Source organism: Planctomicrobium limosum (genome assembly GCF_051465645.1).
Classification (GTDB): Bacteria; Planctomycetota; Planctomycetia; order Planctomycetales; family Planctomycetaceae; genus Planctomicrobium.
This window is the reverse complement of record NZ_CP195790.1, coordinates 1952043-1972667: the sequence shown is the minus strand read 5'-3', so window position 1 is coordinate 1972667 and position 20625 is coordinate 1952043. Positions and strand designations below refer to the sequence as shown.

13 protein-coding genes are annotated in these 20625 nt (G+C 52.4%); 7 read left to right on the top strand and 6 right to left on the bottom strand.

What is annotated here, in order from left to right; all coding sequences use genetic code 11:
• Positions 1 to 96 precede the first annotated feature (96 nt).
• The 4 genes from SH527x_RS07420 to SH527x_RS07405 all read right to left on the bottom strand — a co-directional run bounded on the left by SH527x_RS07420 (position 97) and on the right by SH527x_RS07405 (position 7788).
• A complete protein-coding gene (locus SH527x_RS07420; RefSeq protein WP_437194018.1) occupies positions 97 to 1548 on the bottom strand; it encodes a DUF1501 domain-containing protein in 1452 nt (483 codons plus the stop codon).
• A 142-nt stretch (positions 1549 to 1690) separates the two neighbouring features.
• Positions 1691 to 4303 (bottom strand): DUF1553 domain-containing protein, encoded by a 2613-nt coding sequence (locus tag SH527x_RS07415; RefSeq protein ID WP_437194017.1) that lies wholly within the window; start codon positions 4301 to 4303, stop codon positions 1691 to 1693.
• A gap of 373 nt (positions 4304 to 4676) precedes the next feature.
• The gene (locus tag SH527x_RS07410; protein WP_437194016.1) at positions 4677 to 5963 is read right to left on the bottom strand and encodes a beta-ketoacyl-[acyl-carrier-protein] synthase family protein; all 1287 of its coding nucleotides are present in this window, start codon (positions 5961 to 5963) and stop codon (positions 4677 to 4679) included.
• A gap of 658 nt (positions 5964 to 6621) precedes the next feature.
• Complete coding sequence (locus SH527x_RS07405) at positions 6622 to 7788, bottom strand: hypothetical protein (protein WP_437194015.1); 1167 nt, start codon at positions 7786 to 7788, stop codon at positions 6622 to 6624.
• 504 nt (positions 7789 to 8292) lie between these two features.
• Between SH527x_RS07405 and SH527x_RS07400 the strand changes: the two genes are divergently transcribed.
• The 3 genes from SH527x_RS07400 (at position 8293) to SH527x_RS07390 (ending at position 13209) form a co-directional block, all read left to right on the top strand.
• Complete coding sequence (locus SH527x_RS07400; protein ID WP_437194014.1) at positions 8293 to 10116, top strand: 30S ribosomal protein S1; 1824 nt, start codon at positions 8293 to 8295, stop codon at positions 10114 to 10116.
• Positions 10117 to 10328: 212 nt separating this feature from the next.
• Positions 10329 to 11864 carry an alpha/beta fold hydrolase gene (locus SH527x_RS07395; protein WP_437194013.1) on the top strand — a complete coding sequence of 512 codons (1536 nt, stop codon included), beginning with the start codon at positions 10329 to 10331 and terminating at the stop codon, positions 11862 to 11864.
• A 307-nt stretch (positions 11865 to 12171) separates the two neighbouring features.
• Entirely contained in the window at positions 12172 to 13209 is a 1038-nt protein-coding gene (locus tag SH527x_RS07390; RefSeq protein ID WP_437194012.1) for a transaldolase family protein, read from the top strand.
• A gap of 146 nt (positions 13210 to 13355) precedes the next feature.
• Here SH527x_RS07390 and SH527x_RS07385 read toward each other — a convergent pair whose 3' ends face one another.
• Together SH527x_RS07385 and SH527x_RS07380 are read right to left on the bottom strand one after the other, a co-directional pair.
• Positions 13356 to 15281 (bottom strand): protein kinase domain-containing protein, encoded by a 1926-nt coding sequence (locus SH527x_RS07385; RefSeq protein ID WP_437194011.1) that lies wholly within the window; start codon positions 15279 to 15281, stop codon positions 13356 to 13358.
• Between the two features lie 111 nt (positions 15282 to 15392).
• Positions 15393 to 16967 (bottom strand): diguanylate cyclase, encoded by a 1575-nt coding sequence (locus SH527x_RS07380; protein ID WP_437194010.1) that lies wholly within the window; start codon positions 16965 to 16967, stop codon positions 15393 to 15395.
• Positions 16968 to 17701: 734 nt separating this feature from the next.
• On the opposite strand from SH527x_RS07380, the gene flgB reads away from it, so the two are divergent.
• From flgB to fliF, 4 genes are all read left to right on the top strand, one after another.
• Positions 17702 to 18052 (top strand): flagellar basal body rod protein FlgB, encoded by a 351-nt coding sequence (gene flgB / locus SH527x_RS07375; RefSeq protein ID WP_437194009.1) that lies wholly within the window; start codon positions 17702 to 17704, stop codon positions 18050 to 18052.
• A 105-nt stretch (positions 18053 to 18157) separates the two neighbouring features.
• A complete protein-coding gene (gene flgC / locus SH527x_RS07370; protein ID WP_437194008.1) occupies positions 18158 to 18616 on the top strand; it encodes a flagellar basal body rod protein FlgC in 459 nt (152 codons plus the stop codon).
• Between the two features lie 91 nt (positions 18617 to 18707).
• Positions 18708 to 19013 (top strand): flagellar hook-basal body complex protein FliE, encoded by a 306-nt coding sequence (gene fliE / locus SH527x_RS07365; RefSeq protein WP_437194007.1) that lies wholly within the window; start codon positions 18708 to 18710, stop codon positions 19011 to 19013.
• A 31-nt stretch (positions 19014 to 19044) separates the two neighbouring features.
• A complete protein-coding gene (fliF, locus tag SH527x_RS07360; protein ID WP_437194006.1) occupies positions 19045 to 20598 on the top strand; it encodes a flagellar basal-body MS-ring/collar protein FliF in 1554 nt (517 codons plus the stop codon).
• Positions 20599 to 20625 lie beyond the last annotated feature (27 nt).

Sequence of the window (20625 nt, the reverse complement as noted above, 5' to 3'; positions counted from 1 at the left end):
CGCGACAGCAGTTGAGAGGTCTCTTTGTATTATCAAGTCCGAACAGGAGTCCTCTGTTCGTTAGATGTGCGAATCAAATCGTGAATGCAGCCTGACCTATGCCAGAATTTCTTTCACGATCTTGCCGGGTTGTCCATCGGTTAGCGTCTGGTCTCGTCGGCCCCAGTGATACGTCAGCTTTTCTGGATCAAGTCCGAAGAGATGCATCAATGTTGTGTGGTAGTCGAAGTGATTAACCACATCTTTAACAGCGTGGTGTCCCCATTCGTCGGTTTCACCATGGACATGACCAGCTTTGAATCCGCCACCGGCGACCCACATGCTGAATCCGTATGTATTGTGGTCACGACCCACCTTGTCTCGACCGCTGTCGAACTGGATCACAGGGAGTCGTCCCATCTCACCGCCCCAGTGAACGACGGTCGTGTCCAGTAATCCTCGTGCTTTCAAGTCAGCGACAAGTGCGGCCGATGGCTGATCCACTTTCTCGCAGGCCAGTGGAAGAGACTTGATGATGCCTGAGTGATGATCCCACATCTGGTTGGGAGTGTAGACCTGTACGAATCGCACTCCACGTTCAATCAGGCGGCGAGCAAGAAGACACCGGGATCCGTATTCACGAGTCGCTGCATTCGGAGAATGCATTCCGTACATCTCCTGCATGGCTTTCGTCTCTTTGGAGAGATCGAGCGCTTCTGTTGCCGCAATCTGCATCTTGGCGGCCAGCTCGTAGGAAGCGATTCGCGCATCCAGATCCAGCTGCTGTGGGCGCTCTTGAAGATGCCGACGGTTCAACTCTTCAAGGAAACGCAGAGAACGCTCCTGCGGCTTCCCTGCAAGGTGGTCTGGCGGAATCAGATCGAGGATTCTCGGCTCTTTCGGGCGAATCACTGTTCCCTGATAGAGAGACGGCAGGAAGCCGTTCTGCCAATTTTCAACTCCTAGGACCGGCAATTGTCCAGGATCGATCAACGCCATGTACGCTGGCAGGTTATCGGCCGCACACCCCAACCCATAAGTCAACCAGCTACCGAGAGTCGGTCGCCCAGCGGCGACGCGCCCCACCTGCATGGCCTGAATAGACTGACCATGGTTGTTAACACCGGTGTGCATCGACCGGATAAGGCAGATCTCGTCGGCAATCTGACTGGTGTAAGGAATCAGATCCGAAAGCTCCATTCCACACTCACCGCGTGGAGCGAACTTCCATTGTGACTTCATGATTTTGGAACTGGCGTGAGCCGGATCGTCGTACTTGATCTCGCCGGGAAACGCCTGACCGTCATGCTTGTCCATCTCCGGTTTCGGATCGAACATGTCGTGATGGCTCGGGCCACCTTGCATCCAAAGCGAAATCATGGCGTTCGCTTTGGGAGCCGTCAGCGGAGACTTGGGCAGAGTATTGAACGCAGTCGGTTCTGTGGCTGGCTTTGCAGGATTCCCGAATGCTTGATCGTGCTGCAGAAGCCAGTTTAAAGCAATAGAACTGACGCTCAGTGCACTGCCGGCCAAAAAGTGTCGACGGTTGAAACAGGATGCATTGATCATGTCGTCTCTCGGTTCAACTCAATGAATTCGCGAGTGGTGTCTATCATCGATTTTCGAACTGAATCCGAAGCTGGTACGGCGCGGGGCATTCATGTGCATGCTCAGGGGGCGCCCTATCGTCACTTCGAATTCGCGAAGCAGTCTAATCGATGTAGAGAAACTCATTGGAGCTCAACAACATCTGGCAGAGTGATTCCAGACTACGTTGTTGAGGTGTCAGTGGTGTTGTTTTGTCTTTGTCGTTCTTCTTCGCAGGCTCAGCTTTCAGCCGTTCTGCCAGCAGAGCGGCTTGCTCTTCGAGGAAGGCCTGAGCGGAAGCAGCTTCGGATTGATCAGGAGAGCGGCAGTATGCCAGCTTCCAAGCCAGATCGATTTGCTTCTCAACGCTTTCGCCTGCTTGTGCTTCAATGTTTCGGGCGAACTTTGCGGCATACTGCAGGACAAAGTCGCTGTTCATCAGCATCAGGGACTGCGGAGTCCCAGTCGAGATGTTGCGGATCTCACAGTTTGGTGCCATGGTTGGCCAGTCGAAAGTGTCGAGAACCGCGAGTGGTCGACTCCGCCGCACCTCAACATAGACGCTTCTCAGATTCTCACGACCATCCAGTGAAATCACCGCGCCAGGACGACCGGCACTCAGATTTTCGATTCCCAATACCCAGCGTCCAACTTCATCTGCCATGACTGGGACAGGAGGACCGAACATTGCTTTGTTGATAGAACCGCTGACGATCAGCACCGAATCTCGCAGTCCTTCAGCGTCGAGCCGAATCAAGCGTGCTCCACCATAGAGGTGGTTGTCCGGGTCGACCTGATCCTGTTCACGGTCTGTTCTCAATGCCTGCTGATAGGCGGTGGAGTTCATGATCAGCCGGTGCATGTGCTTCACACTCCAGCCGGATTCAATGAATTCAGCCGCGAGCCAGTCAAGCAATTCCGGGTGAGTTGGCGGTGCTCCCAAAACACCAAAGTCTGCCGGGGTAGAAACAATTCCACGACCGAAGTGATGCATCCAGATTCGATTGACGAGGACGCGCGCCGTCAGTGGATGATTCGGATCGGTGAGTTGCTTTGCGAGTGCGGTGCGTCGGCCAGTTGTTTTGAAGCTCGCATTCTTCGACTCGATCGTCGGCAGTTCCGCGTTCATCGCGATGACGGATAATCCGGCAGGCTGAACTTCTTCTTTGGGCTGTTCGCAGTCACCACGATTGAACACGAAACTCTGCGGAACCTGTCCCGCGACTTCAGTCAGAGCATGGACGAATTCTTCTTTGGGTTTTGTCGCCCGCAGTGCAGTCGCCTTGTCTGCCATCAGCTTCAGTTCATCAGCAGCTTTTTTGTCGTAGAGATAGAGTGAACCAGCGCTGATATTCAGGCTCGGGTATTTCTTGACGAGTGCCTTCTGTTCATCATTGCGATCTTTGACCGGAACGTTCTGCAGACCTTTTGCCTTCAGCTGAACATCTTCCGGCAGCTTTGCCAATTCCTTTTCGAAGGTGGCATCGATGAATTCTTTTTGCTTGGCGAGCCGTTCTGCATCAAGAACCTTGGCTTCCTTTTCGATCTCTGCAGCTTTGGCACGGTCTGCGTCTGTGTAGAGAGAGACCAGGCGTTGTTTTGGTGCCTTCCATTGCTTTGCATTCAAAGCTGGTTCGAAGATCGCCCGAAACCGGTAGTAATCGACCGTTGGAATTGGGTCGTAACGGTGGTCGTGACACTGAGCGCAGCCGACCGTCAGACCAAGCAGAGAAGAAGTCACAATCTTGACTGTTTCTGCAAGGACATCGTTTCTTGCGATGTTCACGTTATCAACAGCCCCACCAGTGCCATCTGGAGCCATTCGCAGAAAGCCTGTTGCTGCAAGTAGCTCGGCATCTTCCGGAGTCAGGTTGTTGATCGGTGACGTGATCAGTTCATCACCAGCGAGCTGTTCAAGGATGAACCGATCGAACGGTTTGTCGGCATTAAAAGAACGAATGACATAGTCTCGATATCGCCATGCGTGATCTCGCTTGAGGTCCACTGCGGTGTACCCTTCGGAGTCGGCATAGCCGGCAACGTCGAGCCAGTGTCGTCCCCAGCGTTCACCGTAGTGAGGAGACGCAAGAAATTCGTCAATTCGACGAGACCATGCATCTGCTTGCTGATCTCCTTCGAACGCAACAACAGCCTCAGGCGATGGTGGCAAGCCAACAAGATCGTAGGATGCCCGACGAAGTCGAGTTGATGGCTTGGCGTCTTCCGAAAAGCTGAAGCCCTTCGCTTCCAGTTTGCTCAACAAAAATGCGTCGATTGGTGTGCGAACTCGATCCGAATTTTTGACTTCTGGAACGGCAGGGCGAACGATTTTTTTGTATGCCCAGTGCGACAGTTCCTCGTCAGTGATGATCATCCCCTGAACATTCTCTGGTTCAGGTCGAAGCGTCTTGGCTCCGTCGTCGATCCACTTCCCGATCAGCTCAACTTGCTGCTCGCTCAAGCGGTGAGCTTTATCCGGTGGCATGTCCCCACTCTGGACTCGCTGGAACAAGATGCTTTCGTTGCGCTTTCCTGGCACGATAGAAGGACCAGAATCGCCCCCCTTCACGATGAAGCGTACAAGCCTGACATCGAGTTCTCCCTCGGATTGCCCCGACTCACCGTGGCAATGGAAGCAGGCCGCCTTCAGGATTGGCCTGACATCTTTTTCGAAGGAAATCGAAGATTGAGCTGCACCATCGGCGGCGGCAGTCATGGTGATGGCAGTGAGGGCCATCAGGCAGGCAAATCCAGGCAGGATTCTCATGATTCGCAGGCGGGCTGGAACTTGGGGCGTATGAGATCGTTCGAGGTTAGCAGAATGTCAGTCCCATTGAAATAATTTGATCGGATTTTGAAGCCGATTTTCAGGATTTAATTTCGCGTGACATCACGGCGAAATCAACGGGATTGAGATGTTTTGACGTGTAGAAGTTATAATCTGATCGCGGTGTGGGGAGGCAATCGAGAATCTTGGTCACGGGACGGAGACTGCGGGACCTGAAAAGAAAAAAGCTGAACGCCGTATTGGGCGTTCAGCTCTCTCTGGATTGTAAGTCTCAAATGAGTGTGTCCGATGTGCTGTGTGGCACAAGGAACCAGTTCAAGGACTAAACTGCACGAAGGATTGCGGCGACGCTTTGTCCCATCGCAGTGCGGTTCACGCTCATTGCGACAGATGATCGCAATCGACGTGGCTCACTGGCGACATTCAAGTGGCACAGTGGATCTGGATGCTTGTAGTTCAATGTTGCAGGAAGCTCACCGTTCTTCAGAGAGAGGATGCTTCCTGCGAGTTCAACTGCACCTGAGCCGGCGTCAAAGTTTCCGAAGTAGCTTTTCAGAGCGACAACAGGAATCTTGTGGGTGTCATCACCGAAAGAGTGGTGGTAGGCACGGGCTTCAACCCAGTCGTCGGTGCGAGTGCTCTTGCCGTGGGCGTTGATATGGCCCAATTCTCTTGGAGAAATGTTTGCCTGACGAATCGCGGCATTCATTGCACAGGACAGGCCGCGTCCGCCAGCGACGTTCTCGTCACCGCGTCCATCGCATCCTGCTCCGGTTCCAAGGACTTCGCAGTAGATGTCTGCACCGCGGGCAACAGCATGGCTGTATCGCTCAACGATGAAAACGGCTGCTCCTTCGCCGACGATGGTCCCGTCGCGATCGCGGTCGAATGGACGGCAACCTTGCTCTGGGTCGTGCTGAGGAGAGAGTGTGTCGAACATGCTGATACGTGCGATGTCGACGGGATTAATATTTGAACTGCTTGCTCCAACAATCATGGCGTCTGTCTGGCCACGATTGATGCAACGGATCGCTTCCTGAAGAGCGAGCAGGGCAGATGCGTCGGAGCTGGTGATTGTATTGTTCGGCCCGCAAGCCCCGTGTTCAATTGCCACATGGCAGGCTGGCATGTTTGGACACTGGCGCAACAGCCATAGTGGGGCAATGTTGCCCAAGGCTTTTCGGCCCCAATCGCGAGCGATTTCTTCTTCGCTGCAATCGCGGAAGGCTCTGGTGACTTCAGCGAGTTCATCTGGTGTGAACGAAATGTGTCCAGCACCGAACTCGACGCCAAGGCGTTCTGGCGCAATGTCGCCTGCTGACAGTCTGGCGTCCTTCATTGCGAGTGACGCTGCTGACACCCCGAGTTGGATGTCGCGAGACATGACCTTCAGGAATTTGCGATGATAAATATGTTCGGCTGGATTGAAATCACGGATTTCTGCTGCGAGGGTGCATGGCAGGTTTTGACTGCGAAACGCACTTAATGGCGCAATGCCAGAATTCCCAGCGACGAGATTTGACCAGAATGCATTCCGGCCAATCCCGACAGGCGATACGACGCCAACGCCGGTGATGACAACCCGAGGACGCTGATTTCCAGCAACCATTGCTAGACCTTTAGTTTACGGAACTTTCCAGCAGTCCATTTTCATCATCAGGGCGGCGTCAGGCCGGACTGATGCATTTCCTTGACTGCTGGATGGCTATCCACTCGGCACTAGGAGGTATCGGAGTCCAATCCTGCAGAAAATCAGTTTCGGCAGTCGATTTTATGGATTCCGGTTGCTCCGGGTGCTCAGAACGCCCTCTGTAATCAATGTCCCGAATTTTCGGTCGACTGAGTTCAAAGGAGTTTGCGTTCGGATAGCGAACCCCGTTTTTAACCACGAGCATTTCTTATGCACATTTGTTGCACCTGAACTACTGACCCCTCAGCAGGACGGGTGCCATGTTGCGGCAGGCCTGACTCCCGCGTGCAACACTTCACAAGTGAAATTAGATCAGTTTGGAGAGGAATGTCAATTGGGGACCGCCTTCGCGGCCGCGGCGTAAAATAGGTAAATGGTGATAATTGCATACAGTGATGCAGTTTATGGCGAATTAAGCGAAAGTTGGCCTCTCTAGTAATTTCGGCAGATTTGTGCTGCGACTGTTGTTTTTCTCCGGTCGATCCAAGGCTTTGCTGCTGGATCGGAGGGGCACCGGCTCGGGGAATTCTTGTGTTCATCGAGCCGGTTGTGGCAACAGAGGGCACGTGAGGCTTCTCTACTTATTCTGTTCCAGTTCCCTGATGGCAGCGGAGGTGAAGGCCACAAGATTGTTTTGTTCCTTTCGAACCTGCTTGAGTACGTCGAATCTGCCGGCCTTCTGGCAAAGCTCATCGAATGAGATGTTGACGTCTTCGCCGAGATTGGTGAGGTACTTTGACGCGAGATCGAGTGCATCGTTGGTGTGTTCACTTCGGACAAGCAGGTCGACAAGAACGTATGCAAAGAGCGGCTTGTCTTGTTCGTCTGGTTCCTGATCGAGCTGGTCGTAGAAGTACTTCAGATTTGCGTCAGTATCACGATTGAGCAGAATGTTGAAGAATGCGAGATGCGCAGGGTAGAAGTCGCCGAATGGGGGCTCTCCGCCGTATTGGAGAGTTTTCTCCAGGCGGGATCCGTATATCGCAAGTTGTCTTGCGAGTTCGAGTTCTGGTGCGTTCTTCTCAAGTGATCTGGCGAAGCGAACCACTGAGCTCAGGTGGGAAACGTCGATGTGGTAGTTGCCACCTTCAAACAACCAGTCGCGGCCGGTGATCAGTTGTTCCAGCGACAAATCTGGAGGCAACATCGGCATTTTCTTTTCAACGTGATTGCGGACTGACTCGGTGAGTTCGTCATAAAGAGTGCGAACGAGAGTCGCGACGCATTTGCTGCGTTTACTGGCCTCAAGTTGCCCAAGAATCTGGTCCAGTGAGGTGATTGTGCTGCAGGTGCCGTGGCCTCGCAGCATGATTTTGAGCCCTTTTTCCGGATTGACCCCTTCATGTAGAGCAATTCGGATGATCTGTTCCATCTCCTGGTAGTCGTCGATGGTGTTGGGGAGTTCGTCGATTGCAGCGGCGACCTTCTCTGGTTCTCGAATGACTTTCATGTACATCCATGCGGATGGGATGTCTCCCTGGGACAGAAATCCTTCGCCAGCTTCTCGGGCAGCCAGAATGTAAGTTGCTTCGACTTCTTTGCGGAAATCCTCAGGCACGTCCTGTAAGGAACTGGGGCGGTTCAGGGGGATTTTGAGTGAGTGCTTCTTCTGTAAAATTCGTGCGTCAAAGAGGTTGTGCCACTCTTTGTTGTCGCGGAGTGTCTGGGTGAGTTGCTCAAAAGCTCCAGCGGCGCCGCCTTGGATGAGTGAATTCTGGATTTGTTCGAAAGGATTTGCAGGCATGGGTTTGCCGATAACTGGTAAGGATTGAGGCGAGTCTGTTTATTGAATGAATTCGAATTTGGTTGGCTGGTCCAGTAGGGCGACCTTCTCAGGTTCCCGTCGTGGCTTCGATTTGAAGAGTGTGCTAGATCAAAACGACAGAATCCTGCCGGTTTATTTCCTGTACGACATCAAATCCTAAAAGTTGACGATGGAGCTCAGCGAATTGATCAGTTTGGTTGATCGCACTGGTTCCTCTGGTTTGTATCGGAATTTACCTTGGCGAAAAAATCAGGTTGATGACCGGTATATCAATATTATGAATTATGACCAGAAGCGACTGGCATCAAAAGGGAGTGATTTGGTACAGTACTCGATTCGATTTACGTCGTGGCGTGGCTTTGTGTTCCGATGTTCGGACCGCCCCGTTAGACGGATGGTTTCAACCCGGCTTTTGGTGTTGTAGCACGTTCTTTGGTGAACAGCTCGCTCTCAAACAGTCGTGAAATGGTGTACAGGTTTCCAATGGTCGATCGTAACCTCATTCGTGAATTTCAAGTTGATGACGCTGAGCTGGACGCCGCACTGGGTGGCGAAATCGGCGACTGGATTGCTTCTGAAGATGACAGAATGGACCGCGTTTACGAACGTACGTCCAGCCCGTTCGATGCCAACCAGCTCGTGCACGGTAAAGTGTTGAGCATCGAAGGTGATGAGGTTCTGGTCGACATCGGTTACAAGAGCGAGGGAATGGTCTCGCTCAATGAGTGGGCCGAAGACGAAGAGAAGCCAAAAGTTGGCGACACCATCGAAGTGTTGCTCGAAGAAATCGAAGACGACTTCGGTCTCGTTCTTCTCTCCAAGCGCAAAGCCGATCGCCAGAAGGACTGGGATTGGGTTATCAAGCGTTACGGCGAAGGCGACACAATCAAGGGGATGGTCGTCCGCAAAATCAAAGGTGGTTTGCTCGTCAATATCGGCGAAGCTCTCTCCACCAGCGGCCAGCGCGGTGTGAACGTGTTCCTTCCTGCCAGCCAGGTTGACGTTCGCCGTCCTGCCGACATCGGCGAATTCGTGGGCAACTCAATCGAGTGTATGATCCTGAAGATCGACGACGCTCGCAAGAACATCGTTGTTTCACGTCGTCGCCTGATCGAAGAACAGCGCGCCGAAATGAAGCGCAAGCTGATGTCCGAGATCGAAGAGAAGCAGATCCGCAAGGGTATCGTCAAGAACATCGCCGACTTCGGTGCGTTCGTCGACCTGGGTGGGATCGATGGTCTCCTCCACATCACCGACATGAGCTGGGGTCGTATCAACCATCCATCCGAGATGGTCAAGATCGACGACGAAATCGAAGTCATGATTCTCAATGTCGATCGCGACAAAGAGAAGATTGCTCTGGGCCTGAAGCAGAAGTTTGCAAGCCCATGGGACAACGTGGCAACGAAGTACCCAGTCAACTCACGCGTCAAGGGCGAAGTGGTCAATGTCATGACCTACGGTGCCTTCGTGAAGCTGGAAGACGGAATCGAAGGTCTGGTCCACATCAGCGAAATGTCCTGGACACGTCGCCTTAATCACCCAAGTGAAATGGTGTCGATTGGCGATGAAGTCGAAGTGGTGGTGCTCGGCATCAACACCGACAAGCAGGAAATTTCACTGGGCATGAAGCAGACCCAGCCGAATCCATGGGACAACGTCAGCGACAAGTACCCAGTCGGCAAGCGTGTTAAGGGAACCGTTCGTAATCTCACCAACTACGGTGCGTTCATCGAACTCGAAGAAGGTGTTGACGGTCTGTTGCACGTCAGCGACATGAGCTGGACACGCAAGATCTCCCACGCCAGCGAAATGCTGAAGAAGGGCGACGAGATCGAGTGTACCGTTGTCTCTGTTGACGAAGAACGTAAGCGTATCGCTCTCGGCCTGAAGCAGCTCGACGAAGATCCATGGGAAAGCCGTATCCCACACCAGTTCCAGGCTGGAGCTGTTGTTAAGGGCAAGGTCACGAAAATCACCAACTTTGGTGTGTTCGTGGAACTTGAAAAGGAACTCGAAGGCTTGCTGCACGTTTCCGAACTGACTGGCGGCGACGCTTCCAAGTCAGCTGAAGGAATCGTCAACGTCGGTGACGAAATCGACGTCAAGATCCTGCGAGTTGATACCAACGATCGCAAGATCGGGTTGAGTATGAAACTCGATGCACAGATCGAAGCTGAAGACGACGCAGCAGCTGCAGCTGGCGGAACTGCCGCCGATGCTGGCCCACGCGAACTCAAGGGTGGAACCGCTGGCGGTTCAGGCCCATTGTTCTCAATGGACCACGTTCGCGGCGACGAGCAGTAATACTGATCGTTGGCCTGATCTCAGATGTTTGTCATCTGACTGCAGGATACTAATTTGATTCAAAGCCTCAGAGGATCCCGGTTCTCTGAGGCTTTGTCTTTATTCCGATTGCTTCAGGGACCTCGATCGATTTTTTAGTGTGGTGCCGTGCTTGTGCTCACTGCACCACAATCCGAAGCAAGATTCCCTGATTGACATTCAGCGAGTGATTAATGACCCGTCGGATGATGTTTGCTGCAGTGGTTCTGTTTCTTCTCTCTGTTTCCCGGCTGGCAACGGCATCGGAACAAGGATGGAACATCATTCTGCAATTGGATGAAGCAATTCACACAGCTCCATACTCCGGGCGAGTGTATTTGTTCTTTTCAAGGCGTGGATCGACAGAGGAATCGGAAGCTGCTCCTCGGATGGGGCCAAACTGGTTTCGCCCTCAACCCTTCCTCAGTTTTGAAGTGAAAGACTGGAAGCCGGGTATCGCGCTCCCTGTTCGGATTTCTGACACGACATTGCAATCCGGCGATCTGAATATCTTCCCTTCGAATTTGACTGTTGAAGATCTCAATGAGCGAAAAGTCCAAGCTGTGGTGCGGTTCAATCCAGACGATCCCGAAGTCGGCAAGGGAGAAGGCAATGCTTTCAGTCCAGTGATTGCACTTGGGGATGAAGGAACGTTTCCGCTGCCGATTTCTTCTCTGGTTCCTCTTCGAGAATTCCCGGCGAACAAGTGGACCAAGCTTCTGCGAGTCAGATCAGAGAAGCTCAGTCGATTTCATGGTCGTGATGTCTATCTTCAAGGAGCGGTCACTGTCCCGGCGAGTTACTTCGATCGAGGGGAGCTTCGTTACCCTGTGATTGTTGAGATTCCTGGGTTCGGGGGAGACCACTTCTACAAGTTGAAAACAGAACCTGTTCAAGAGAAAAATTCTCATGACGTTGAGTTCATTCGCGTGATGATGGACCCACGATGTGCACAGGGCCATCATGTGTTTGCGAACTCGGCGAATAACGGTCCATATGGGGACGCGTTCGTCTTCGAATTTCTCGCTGCATTGGATCAGGCGTTTCGAACTGAGGGATCAACGGGACGCTATCTGACCGGGCATTCTTCCGGCGGATGGAGCACACTCTGGTTGCAGGTGAATTACCCTAGTTATTTCAATGGCACATGGAGCACTGCTCCAGACCCTGTGGACTTTCGTAATTTTCAGCAGATCGATCTGCTTCGCCACGGCGAAAATATGTTCGTCGATGCGGAAGGGAATCTGCGTCCGATTGCACGACGCGGTGGAGAGGTCTTGATCAACTATAAGACTTTCTCTCAGATGGAAGATGCGCTGGGGACCGGGGGGCAACTCAAGAGCTTTGAGGCGGTCTTCGGTCCTCGTGGAGCAGATGGAAATCCGCAGGAACTCTGGGATCGAGAATCAGGTGTCATCGATCCAAAAGTTGCAGCGGCCTGGGAGGCCTACAACATTCGCCGAGTGTTAGAGGAAGCGTGGCCGGTACTGGGGCCAGCATTGAGAAAGAAACTTCATGTCTTCATGGGGACGGAAGACACGTTTTATCTGGAAGGGGCGGTTCGCTCTCTGAAGGAAAGCCAGCGATTGATGTTCAGTGATGCGGTGATCGAGATTGTTCCCAAAGCGGATCACTTCACGTTATTGAGCGCAGAGCTTCTGGAACGAATTCAGGAAGAAATTGCCTCGAAATATATGGTCGATTCCCAGCGAAGTTTGCTGAGTCAGTGATGATTCAGCCTAATACTGGAATGCATCCGACCTCGCAGGATCTATCTGACTGCAGTGAAATGCTGATTTCGCATGTCAGAGCCCGCTGCAACAATTCGAAATTCGCATCAGGTTCGTTAATGTCATTGGAACGTTGTTTGGCTCCGGAAGCATCTTTCATGGGTGCGTCTACCGCGAGTAAATTCTGAGCAAATATTTACGTGTTGATTGACTCTGGTACTTTCAGGACAGAGACACATCCGGTGGGTGTGAACATTGTTCTGGGGCTTTCCAAGAGGGCATGTCTTTACTTTCAGGAACTTTCAAGATGTCTGCACTGAAATCTCTCGTCTCGACTGGTACAAAACTGTGGTTGGATTCAATCGATCCAGAACTTGTTCAGACCAACCGTGCATTTGGAGCAACAGGTGCAACCTCAAATCCGATCATCGTGTCAGATCTGATTAAGACTGGCCGATTCGATAGTCAGATTTCGGATCAACGAGAGAAGGGACTGGATGACGAAGCGATCGCATGGGCGGTGACGGATCAACTTGTCAGCGACGCTCAGAAGGTCTTTCTTCCGGTCTGGGAAGAGACTCGCGGGAACGACGGTTACGTTAGTTTCGAACTCGATCCATTGATCGAAGACGTGGATTCCAAGGAAACAACAGAACAACGTGCGGCACGCTACATTGAGCTCGGTAAGAAATGGGCGGCCGGTCATAAGAACCGGATGATTAAAGTCCCTGCCACTCCAGGCGGGCTCGCTGCACTGGAAGAACTTTCTGCGGCAGGCATCACTCTGAACGTGACTTTGATCTTCAGCGAGCGTCAGTATCACGCTGCCAGAGAAGCGGTTTGGCGAGGGGCACAACGTCGCGCCAGCCTGGACAACTTCAAGTCGGTTTACAGTATCTTTGTCAGCCGTATCGACGTTTATACCGAGAAGCACGTTCCTGATTTGTCGAGCCAGGCTCAGGGTCAGGTTGGGATTTTCAATGTGAAGCGTATCTGGCAGCAGAACGAGGAATTCTGGGCGGACAAAAAACTCCCGTTGAAACAGGAAATCATCTTCGCGAGTACCGGGACGAAGAAGCCGGAAGACTCAGCAGACAAGTATGTAGAAGCATTGGCTGGTTCAGATATCCAGACCAATCCACCGGCTACGAATGACGCAGTGCAGAAGTTGGGCAAGAGCTACACACGTCAGGTCGACAAACAACTGCCTCAAGCTGTCGTCGACGAGATTGTCTCGAAGGTTGATTTTCAGAAGATGGAAGAGGTGCTGATGCAGGAAGGTCTGGAGAAGTTTGCTTCTCCTCAGAAGGCCCTGCTCGCATTGATCGCCAGCAAACGGTCATAACGTGATCAGAACGCAGTCGTAATGCGAAGATCGCCTTTCCGTCGATCTGCATGAAAACGTAAGGACCGCCGGACAGTGACTGTCTGGCGGTCCTTTTACATTGCGTCAGCATTGCAGACTGAATTCGGCTCAGCTGAAGCGACAGGTTACAGATGAATCGTTTTTTCGAGCAGTGCTTCTTCGCTTGAAGCAGGAATCGACTCGGATGAATGTTGAGCTGGACTCTTACCTGCACTCTTTCCTGCGGTCATCGGAAGCTTGGCTTTATTCTCTTGCCACCACTCAGCGGCTGAGTCCGCGGTCCAAGGTTGGGTGGGGACGATCTTCGAGAGTCGGTCGATCATCTCCAGGGCGCTGTCAGGGCGATCGGTCGATTTCTTCTGCAGGCATTGCATGACCAATTGTTCGAGGGCTGGTGCGACCTGGATTTCGACTCGTTCTGACGGAGGAATGGGAGACCACCACTGGTGTTGTTGAAGAACTTCCGCAATGGTCGCACCGGTAAAGACCGGGAGCCCTGTGAGCAAGGTGTATGCAACTGCTCCCAGTGAGTACAGGTCGCTTCTCGAACAGATCTGGTCGCGCCCCCGTGCCGCTTCTGGTGACATAAAGAGTGGTGTTCCGACGACATCACGATGTGCCTCTGATTGCTGCTGAATGTTTTCAGCAGATGTCGTTGCAACCAGCCCGAAGTCCAGCAAAGTGACATGGTCCGGTCGATTGGAACGACATGAGATCATGATGTTTTCTGGCTTAATGTCGCGGTGTATCAACTCCAGACCATGAGCTTCGACCAGTGCTCCGCACACCTGTGACAGGATGTTCAGGACGCGACCATCTGGCAGGGGCCCGGTGCGGCTGACAAGGTCGGCGAGGGTGATTCCGTCGATCAGCTCCATGGCACAGAAGAACAGGTCGTCCGGTGTGCGACCGTAATCAAAGATGGCAACCGTGTTCGGATGCCGCAGTTGTGATGTCAATTGAACCTCGGTTTCGAACCGGGCAATCGACGCATGATTCGTTCGGTCCGCCCGAAGCAACTTGACTGCGGCAGGGCGACGCAAAGTGACATGGCGCGCTTTATAGATGGCGCCCATGGTGCTTTCTTTGAGGATCTCTTCGAGAATATAGTTTCCAAATTGTCGGCCGGGGACGATCACCTGACGTCGACGCTGATCCAACTGGTTCAGCATTCCGTTCTGTAATCGATGAACGAGAGAGATCGGGTTGTGAAGATTTGAGTTCAGTTCCGAAACGGCCTGATCGACCGTTCCGGCAATCTCCATGATGTTGAACTTCTCGTTGATCTCTTTCATGTCGAAGAGCCGCTTCATCCCGTTGGGGGATTGACGCATGACGTCCATCAACAATGAAGAACAGCTCAAGGCAAACGCGAGTGGGATCTCTTCTCCTTCAACCAGGAACTGTTCAGGTGATTCGTGGTGTTGCAAAACAGCGAGTGCCAGCGTGCTGGAAAATCCCCAGTTCAGCAATGTCTTTGCGGTCAGCTCTGCATGAGTCCAACCGAAACGTTCTCTTTCAAACTGAGTGATTGATTCAACATTGCCGTAATTCAGATACTCGTGATATTCGATCTGGTGCCGCTTGGTCAAAACTGGAAGCAATATGTCCTGAAGCATTGCGGCGGTGTACGCAATCGTTGGATTCAGTCCCCAAATGCGAGCGACCTCTCTCGCAAAAATGGACCGTTCGACAGATTCCCGCCGAAAGTCCGATGCCGAAATCAGTGGGGATTCCTGCTGCTGAACCGCATTCGAAAGGGCACTCGTCAACAGGATCGTAGTGCTGTTGGGGATCCCGAGCAAAGCGATCGCTTGCGGGATGGAATCAACCTTCTGACGGAGACCGCGCAGGCATGAGTTGACGTTTCTCAGTAACTCTGCTGTCAGCACCGGTTCGCATTCGACGACCTCGGCCAACTCGCGGACGTTGACATCTGGCTTACGAGCTCTTGCCGAGAAATCCATCACAGACTGAGGAGGAACCGGTAAGTTCGCCTCTCCTGTCCATTGGATGTTACGCAAGTGACTCAGCTTTTGCTGGTCATTCATCGTGTTGTATTCAAGGTGAATCATGTCGAAGTGGCTGTGCCGCCGGGCGTTCAAAGAGAGACAAAAGTGACCTGATACTCATTCATGCCTTAATGAATTGACCAAACCCCTTTATGAAGCCGACTGTAATGGGATCATCGGTGCCTGTGATAGTTCCTGCAGGATCGTGATACAGTTTCTTCCAGAACGCTTTGACGTGTACATTGCTCGGTCCGAAGTATCGATCAACTGCTGAATGAAGTCGTGGCAATGACGTGGAGGAGTGACAATGACTCCACCAATGCTCGCCGTGACTTTCAGTTCAATGATCCCAGTGGAACGGGATTCCTGCTCAATACGATCGCGAATGCGTTCGGCCTGAGTTTGCAGTCCAGAGAACTCTGTCGCTGAAGAGAGAATGACAAATTCTTCTCCACCGAATCGTGTCAGGATGTCATCATGACGAATGACTTCCCGAATCGAATTCGAAACGGATTTCAGGATCTCGTCACCTGCCAGGTGCCCGTGCTGGTCGTTGATCGCTTTGAAATGATCAATGTCGATGAAGAGTAACGCGATCGGTGTTTGATCCTGCCGGGAGAATTGACTTCGCGTGGTCAACTGCTGAATCAGGTATGAGCGATTAAACGCTTTGGTCAGCGGGTCGATCATGGCTGTCTGGGTGAGTTCCATGATTCGCTTGCGTAACCGGCTATTCTCTTCCTTAAGCTCCTGTGATTCCGCATTGGGTTCGACAGGAGTGATCGAGTAGCTTGCGGCAAGTTGCGAGAGCTGACTCATTGCCTGTGAGAGAAGTTCCAGCGGAGAGTCGATTTTCGACGTGTCCATGCTGAACAGAGCGCTGTACTTGTCGATTTCTTCACGGACGAGCTCGACGAGCTCGTTCACTTTTGATTCTGGCTCATTCAGGATCACGCTACAGAGTTCATAAAGGCTCGCCATTGCCAGCCCCCGTCCTTCCCCGGAGAAGAACTCACCAAAGGCAGTTGAGATCCGAATCAGATCAGAGAAGGCAATGCGGGAAGTGTTCTGTTCGCTGCATGCTTCGTCCAGTGTCGAGGACAAAGCTTCAATGGAGTTGATGCAGTGTTCTGGAAGTTTCCATTCGTTGAAGAAATGGACTGTGAGATCCGTTGATGTCACGTTGCCAGACTGGAGTTCGATGGCGTCGCAACTTTTTCCGGTTTCCTCAGCCTTGAGGATCATCGAGACAAACTCTTCCGGGGAAGAGTTCAGCATTGCCAGCCGTCCAATTCTGGCAAGCAGGCCTAATGTGAATGCTTCACTTCCTTCAATGGAGAAGTATCGCTGGGCCAGAACCGACGCGGCACATCCTCGAACGAGTGATTGAAACCAGAAGTCCGAGTAATAGATTGAATACGACCCTGTATTCATTGATGCCTCGGAGAGCGAGAAGCCGAGGGCCAGCGCCATGACCGACTTCTTACCAAGCAGAACGACGGCCCGCTGGAGGTCGCTTACCGGTTTACGAAGCCCCATCTGAGAAGTGTTCGTCGCTTTCAGAATCTTTCCTGAGAGTGCAGGGTCTGTTTGCAGAACCGCTACGACATCCGAGATCCCAATGTCTGGGTCAGAAAAGATCTTCAGGAGGTGAATTGCGACGGATGGGAATGAAGGGAGTTGTGCAAGTTGATCAATGCGGCTGTCCATGCGTTGTCCCGACATTTCAATGTCTCCTTTTGTTTCTGTCGTGATCGAATTCTGACTACTGCTCATTTCATGCAGGCTGTCAGAACAGATCCGATTGGATGAGGTGCATTGCGAGATTCATCTCTCGCAAATTCAACAGCTTGGTTCGAACATCCATGGCTGATCCGTTGGAATCGGTTGGTTGTTCGTCCTTGCGTTAAGGCACTCTCATCCTGGCCCAATTTCGAGTTTGTTATCTTCTCACCATGATCCTTGGGCGCGTGATGGCAACTGCAGGAATAAAAAGCTCCACCTTTTACTCCCCGGCCGGTGACACACTCGCCATTCACCCGGTTTCGTTAAAAACAAGGGTTGGGATCGCTATTGAGAACCTTCGCTTCTGGAAGGAGCTTCTGGTCAACTGATTGCGAATCAGTCGATGTTTATTTGTTTTGGTGATGGCAATTCCGACGTCGATGGAAATCCGTTTAGGAAATACACCGTGTTCAATTGATTAAGTCAAAAACGCAACGCAGGTCTGTTTTGCATCATGCTGTTGTGTCTAAAAAACAACACTGCGGTGTTTTATGAGGAATGAGGCGATTGAATCGATTAGGTGGAGGCGACTTTGAGCAAGAGGTGCTCAGTTCGCGAAGTCCTTTCATTTGCATCATTGGTATTCCACTGCAATCGTTCCCCGGATTTCGAAAAGATTTCAGTTCGTAAATGCCGATTCCTTAAACTGGGATGACTTTAACGATAGTAGTGACATGCAAATTCTTCCGAACGAACTCAACCATCTTCATCAGCTGATGAACGCGTCTGATCTGCGGCACAGAGTGCTCAGCCAGAATCTCGCGAACGTGAATACGCCTGGTTATCAGCGGATGGAAGTGAAGTTCGAGGAGGAGTTTGCGAAGCAGATCCAACGTTCAGGTCGCCAGGTCGGGACGGTCAGGCCGGAAGTGGTCGTCGACTCGTCCGGAGCAATAAGAGGGGACGGGAACACCGTCGACGTCGACACGGAAATTGGTGCGATGAACAGGAATGCGATGCTCTTTCAGACCTATTCTCAGCTACTGGCCTCGCAGCTCGATCAGATGCGTCGAGCAATACGGTAAGCCTTTCAGATTTTGTTGAGACGGCGTTCAGGGCAGGTGAGTGTCTGCGGACGCTTGGACAACGATCGCCAGTTTCTTTCAGGTTGCTTTCTTCAGGGACATTCAATGTCGTTCGGAAATCTCTTTTCTGTCACCGGGATTTCAGGTTCCGCGTTAGCTGCAGAACGTCTTCGTATGGAGACCGCGGCGAACAATATTGCGAACGCTCATACGACCCGATCCATCGGCGGCGGTGCATATCGACGCCAGCAAGTGGTGTTTTCTACCGCTCTGGGAGAGAGTTTGGAGTCTTCTACGGCCGGAGGCGCAACTCGCATTCCAGAAATGGGCGGTGTTCAGGTATTAGGCATCGTCCCTGACGAAACGCCGTTGCCCAAGGTTCATAACCCTGGGCACCCCGACGCAGACGCAGATGGGTTTGTTGAGATGCCGAACATCTCGATTCCCATTGAAATGATCGACATGATGACAGCCAGCCGATCGTATGAAGCGAATTTGAAGTCACTTCAGACGTTTCGACAAATGGCAGAACAGTCGTTGATGTTGATGAGGCCGACCTCCTGATCAGTCATTCGATCGAAGGTGATTGCCTGACGCGTTCTTTGCTTTGCGGTTGTGTTTCGTCTTATCGAAGTTGCGGTAGAAACTGAGTTCCATGCAGATTGGTTCATTCATCTCCGGGATCCCGGCAACGTCTTCCGGCGTCACGGAAGCTGTGCGTCCGGGAGCATCAAAAGATGGGGTTCCGTTTGCACAAGTGATGTCTCAGTTTCTTCAGGGAGTGGACCAGCAACAACACTTCGTCGCGCAAGACGTTCAAAATCTTGCGACAGGCGATGCGGATAACATCCATCAGATTGCAATAAATGTCGCGCAGGCGGATATCGCGTTTCGGATGGCAATGGAAGTACGCGACAAAGTGATTTCGGCCTATCAGGAAGTCATGCGGATGCAGGTTTGATTGAATCTGCTTTCGTTAACAGGCTGACGAGATGGATCTCTTAAATACAACTGTGATACAGCTGAAGGGTCTCTGGGGCCGCTGGACGAATGGCCAGCGCATCGGGATCGTTGCTGCGCTGGCGGTCAGTGTGATCGCTGTCGCCGGTGTGGGCGTTTGGGCGAGTCGGCCAGAGTATGTTCTGGTGACTGATCGCCTCAGCCCTCAACAGGCGGCCGAAGTCGTCAGTACGCTCGAAGCGGCCAATCTGAAGTATCGACTGAACTACTCAGGCTCTGCGATTCTTGTTCCGACAACGGACCTGAACCGTGCCCGACTGGCGCTGAAAGATATCGTCACGGTCTCTGACAAGGACGAACCGATAGTTAGCGAAGGGATCTGGTCAGATCCGACACTGCATCAGGCCAGGCTCAATCGCCAGCTGGAAACTCGGCTGGCTCGATCGATTTCTCAGCTCGCACCAGTCAAAAGTGCGACAGTGCATCTCAGCCTGGGCGAGTCGACACCGTTTCTGCGAGAGCGGAATCCGGCCAAGGCGAGCGTGATTTTGGAGTTGAACGCACATTCTGTGTTCACCGCGACAGATGCTCGCTCGGTGGCTTCGCTTGTTGCTCACGGGGTCGAGAATCTGAAAGCTGAAGACGTTTCCATTCTCGATACGAGCGGCCGACTTTTGTCGACTACTCAAGGATTGGAAGCAGACGTCAGTGGTCAGTTAAGTTATCGCGGTCGCGTTGAAGCCGATCTTGCCGCCAAAGCTGAGGCCATTCTCACTCAGATGCTGGGCCCGGGACGCGCCGTGGTCCGGGTGACTGCGGATGTTGACTTCACACAGACCCAGTCCAAAGAGACACGTTACGATCCTGAGTTGAAGGTAAAAGTCTCCGAAACAATTCTTTCTGAATCGTCTTCCAGTCCCCGACGTAATCAAAGCTCCGGGGCAGGCGCTTCTGCGAATATGGATACGCTGGCCTTTAAGTCCGGCGGAGGAGACAGCGGAGCGAAGGTCGAAAGCAATACGACCACTTATGAGAACGCCAAGACCGAAGATACCGTTAGCCGAATGCCGGGGCGAATTACTCGTCTGACAGTGGCGGCTGTGGTGCAACTGGCGGCGGAAACACCTGCGACCGCCGCAGCTCCCGGATCTGTTGCGACGGCATCTGCTCCATCAGCACCTGTTGTTTCTCGCGAGCAAGTGGAAAAGATTATCAAACAGGCTGTGGGCTTTGATGCCAGTCGACAGGATGAGATTGAAGTTCTGTCAGCTCCTTTGATGGGGAACGCCAATTTGCTTGTTCCACTTCCAACGGCCACTGGCTGGGAGCAGTACGCTCCGTTGTTAAAGAATCTGTCTTTGGGAGTTGCCTCACTGGTTGCATTGTTCCTGGGATTCATGGTTCTGCGGCGAATGAAGCCGATTGTTGTCGAAACCGAGAGCAAGGAATCGATTCCACCGGAGATGGTCTTGCGGATTGCAGACCTTTCACGACAAGCTCAGGAACAACCAGAAGCGATGGCACGGGTCATCAATTCATGGCTGGAAGAGCCAAGCGAACGGCGGCAGCCGCAGCAGGTCGCGTGATTGGTGCAACGGGGGCTGGTCCCTTGT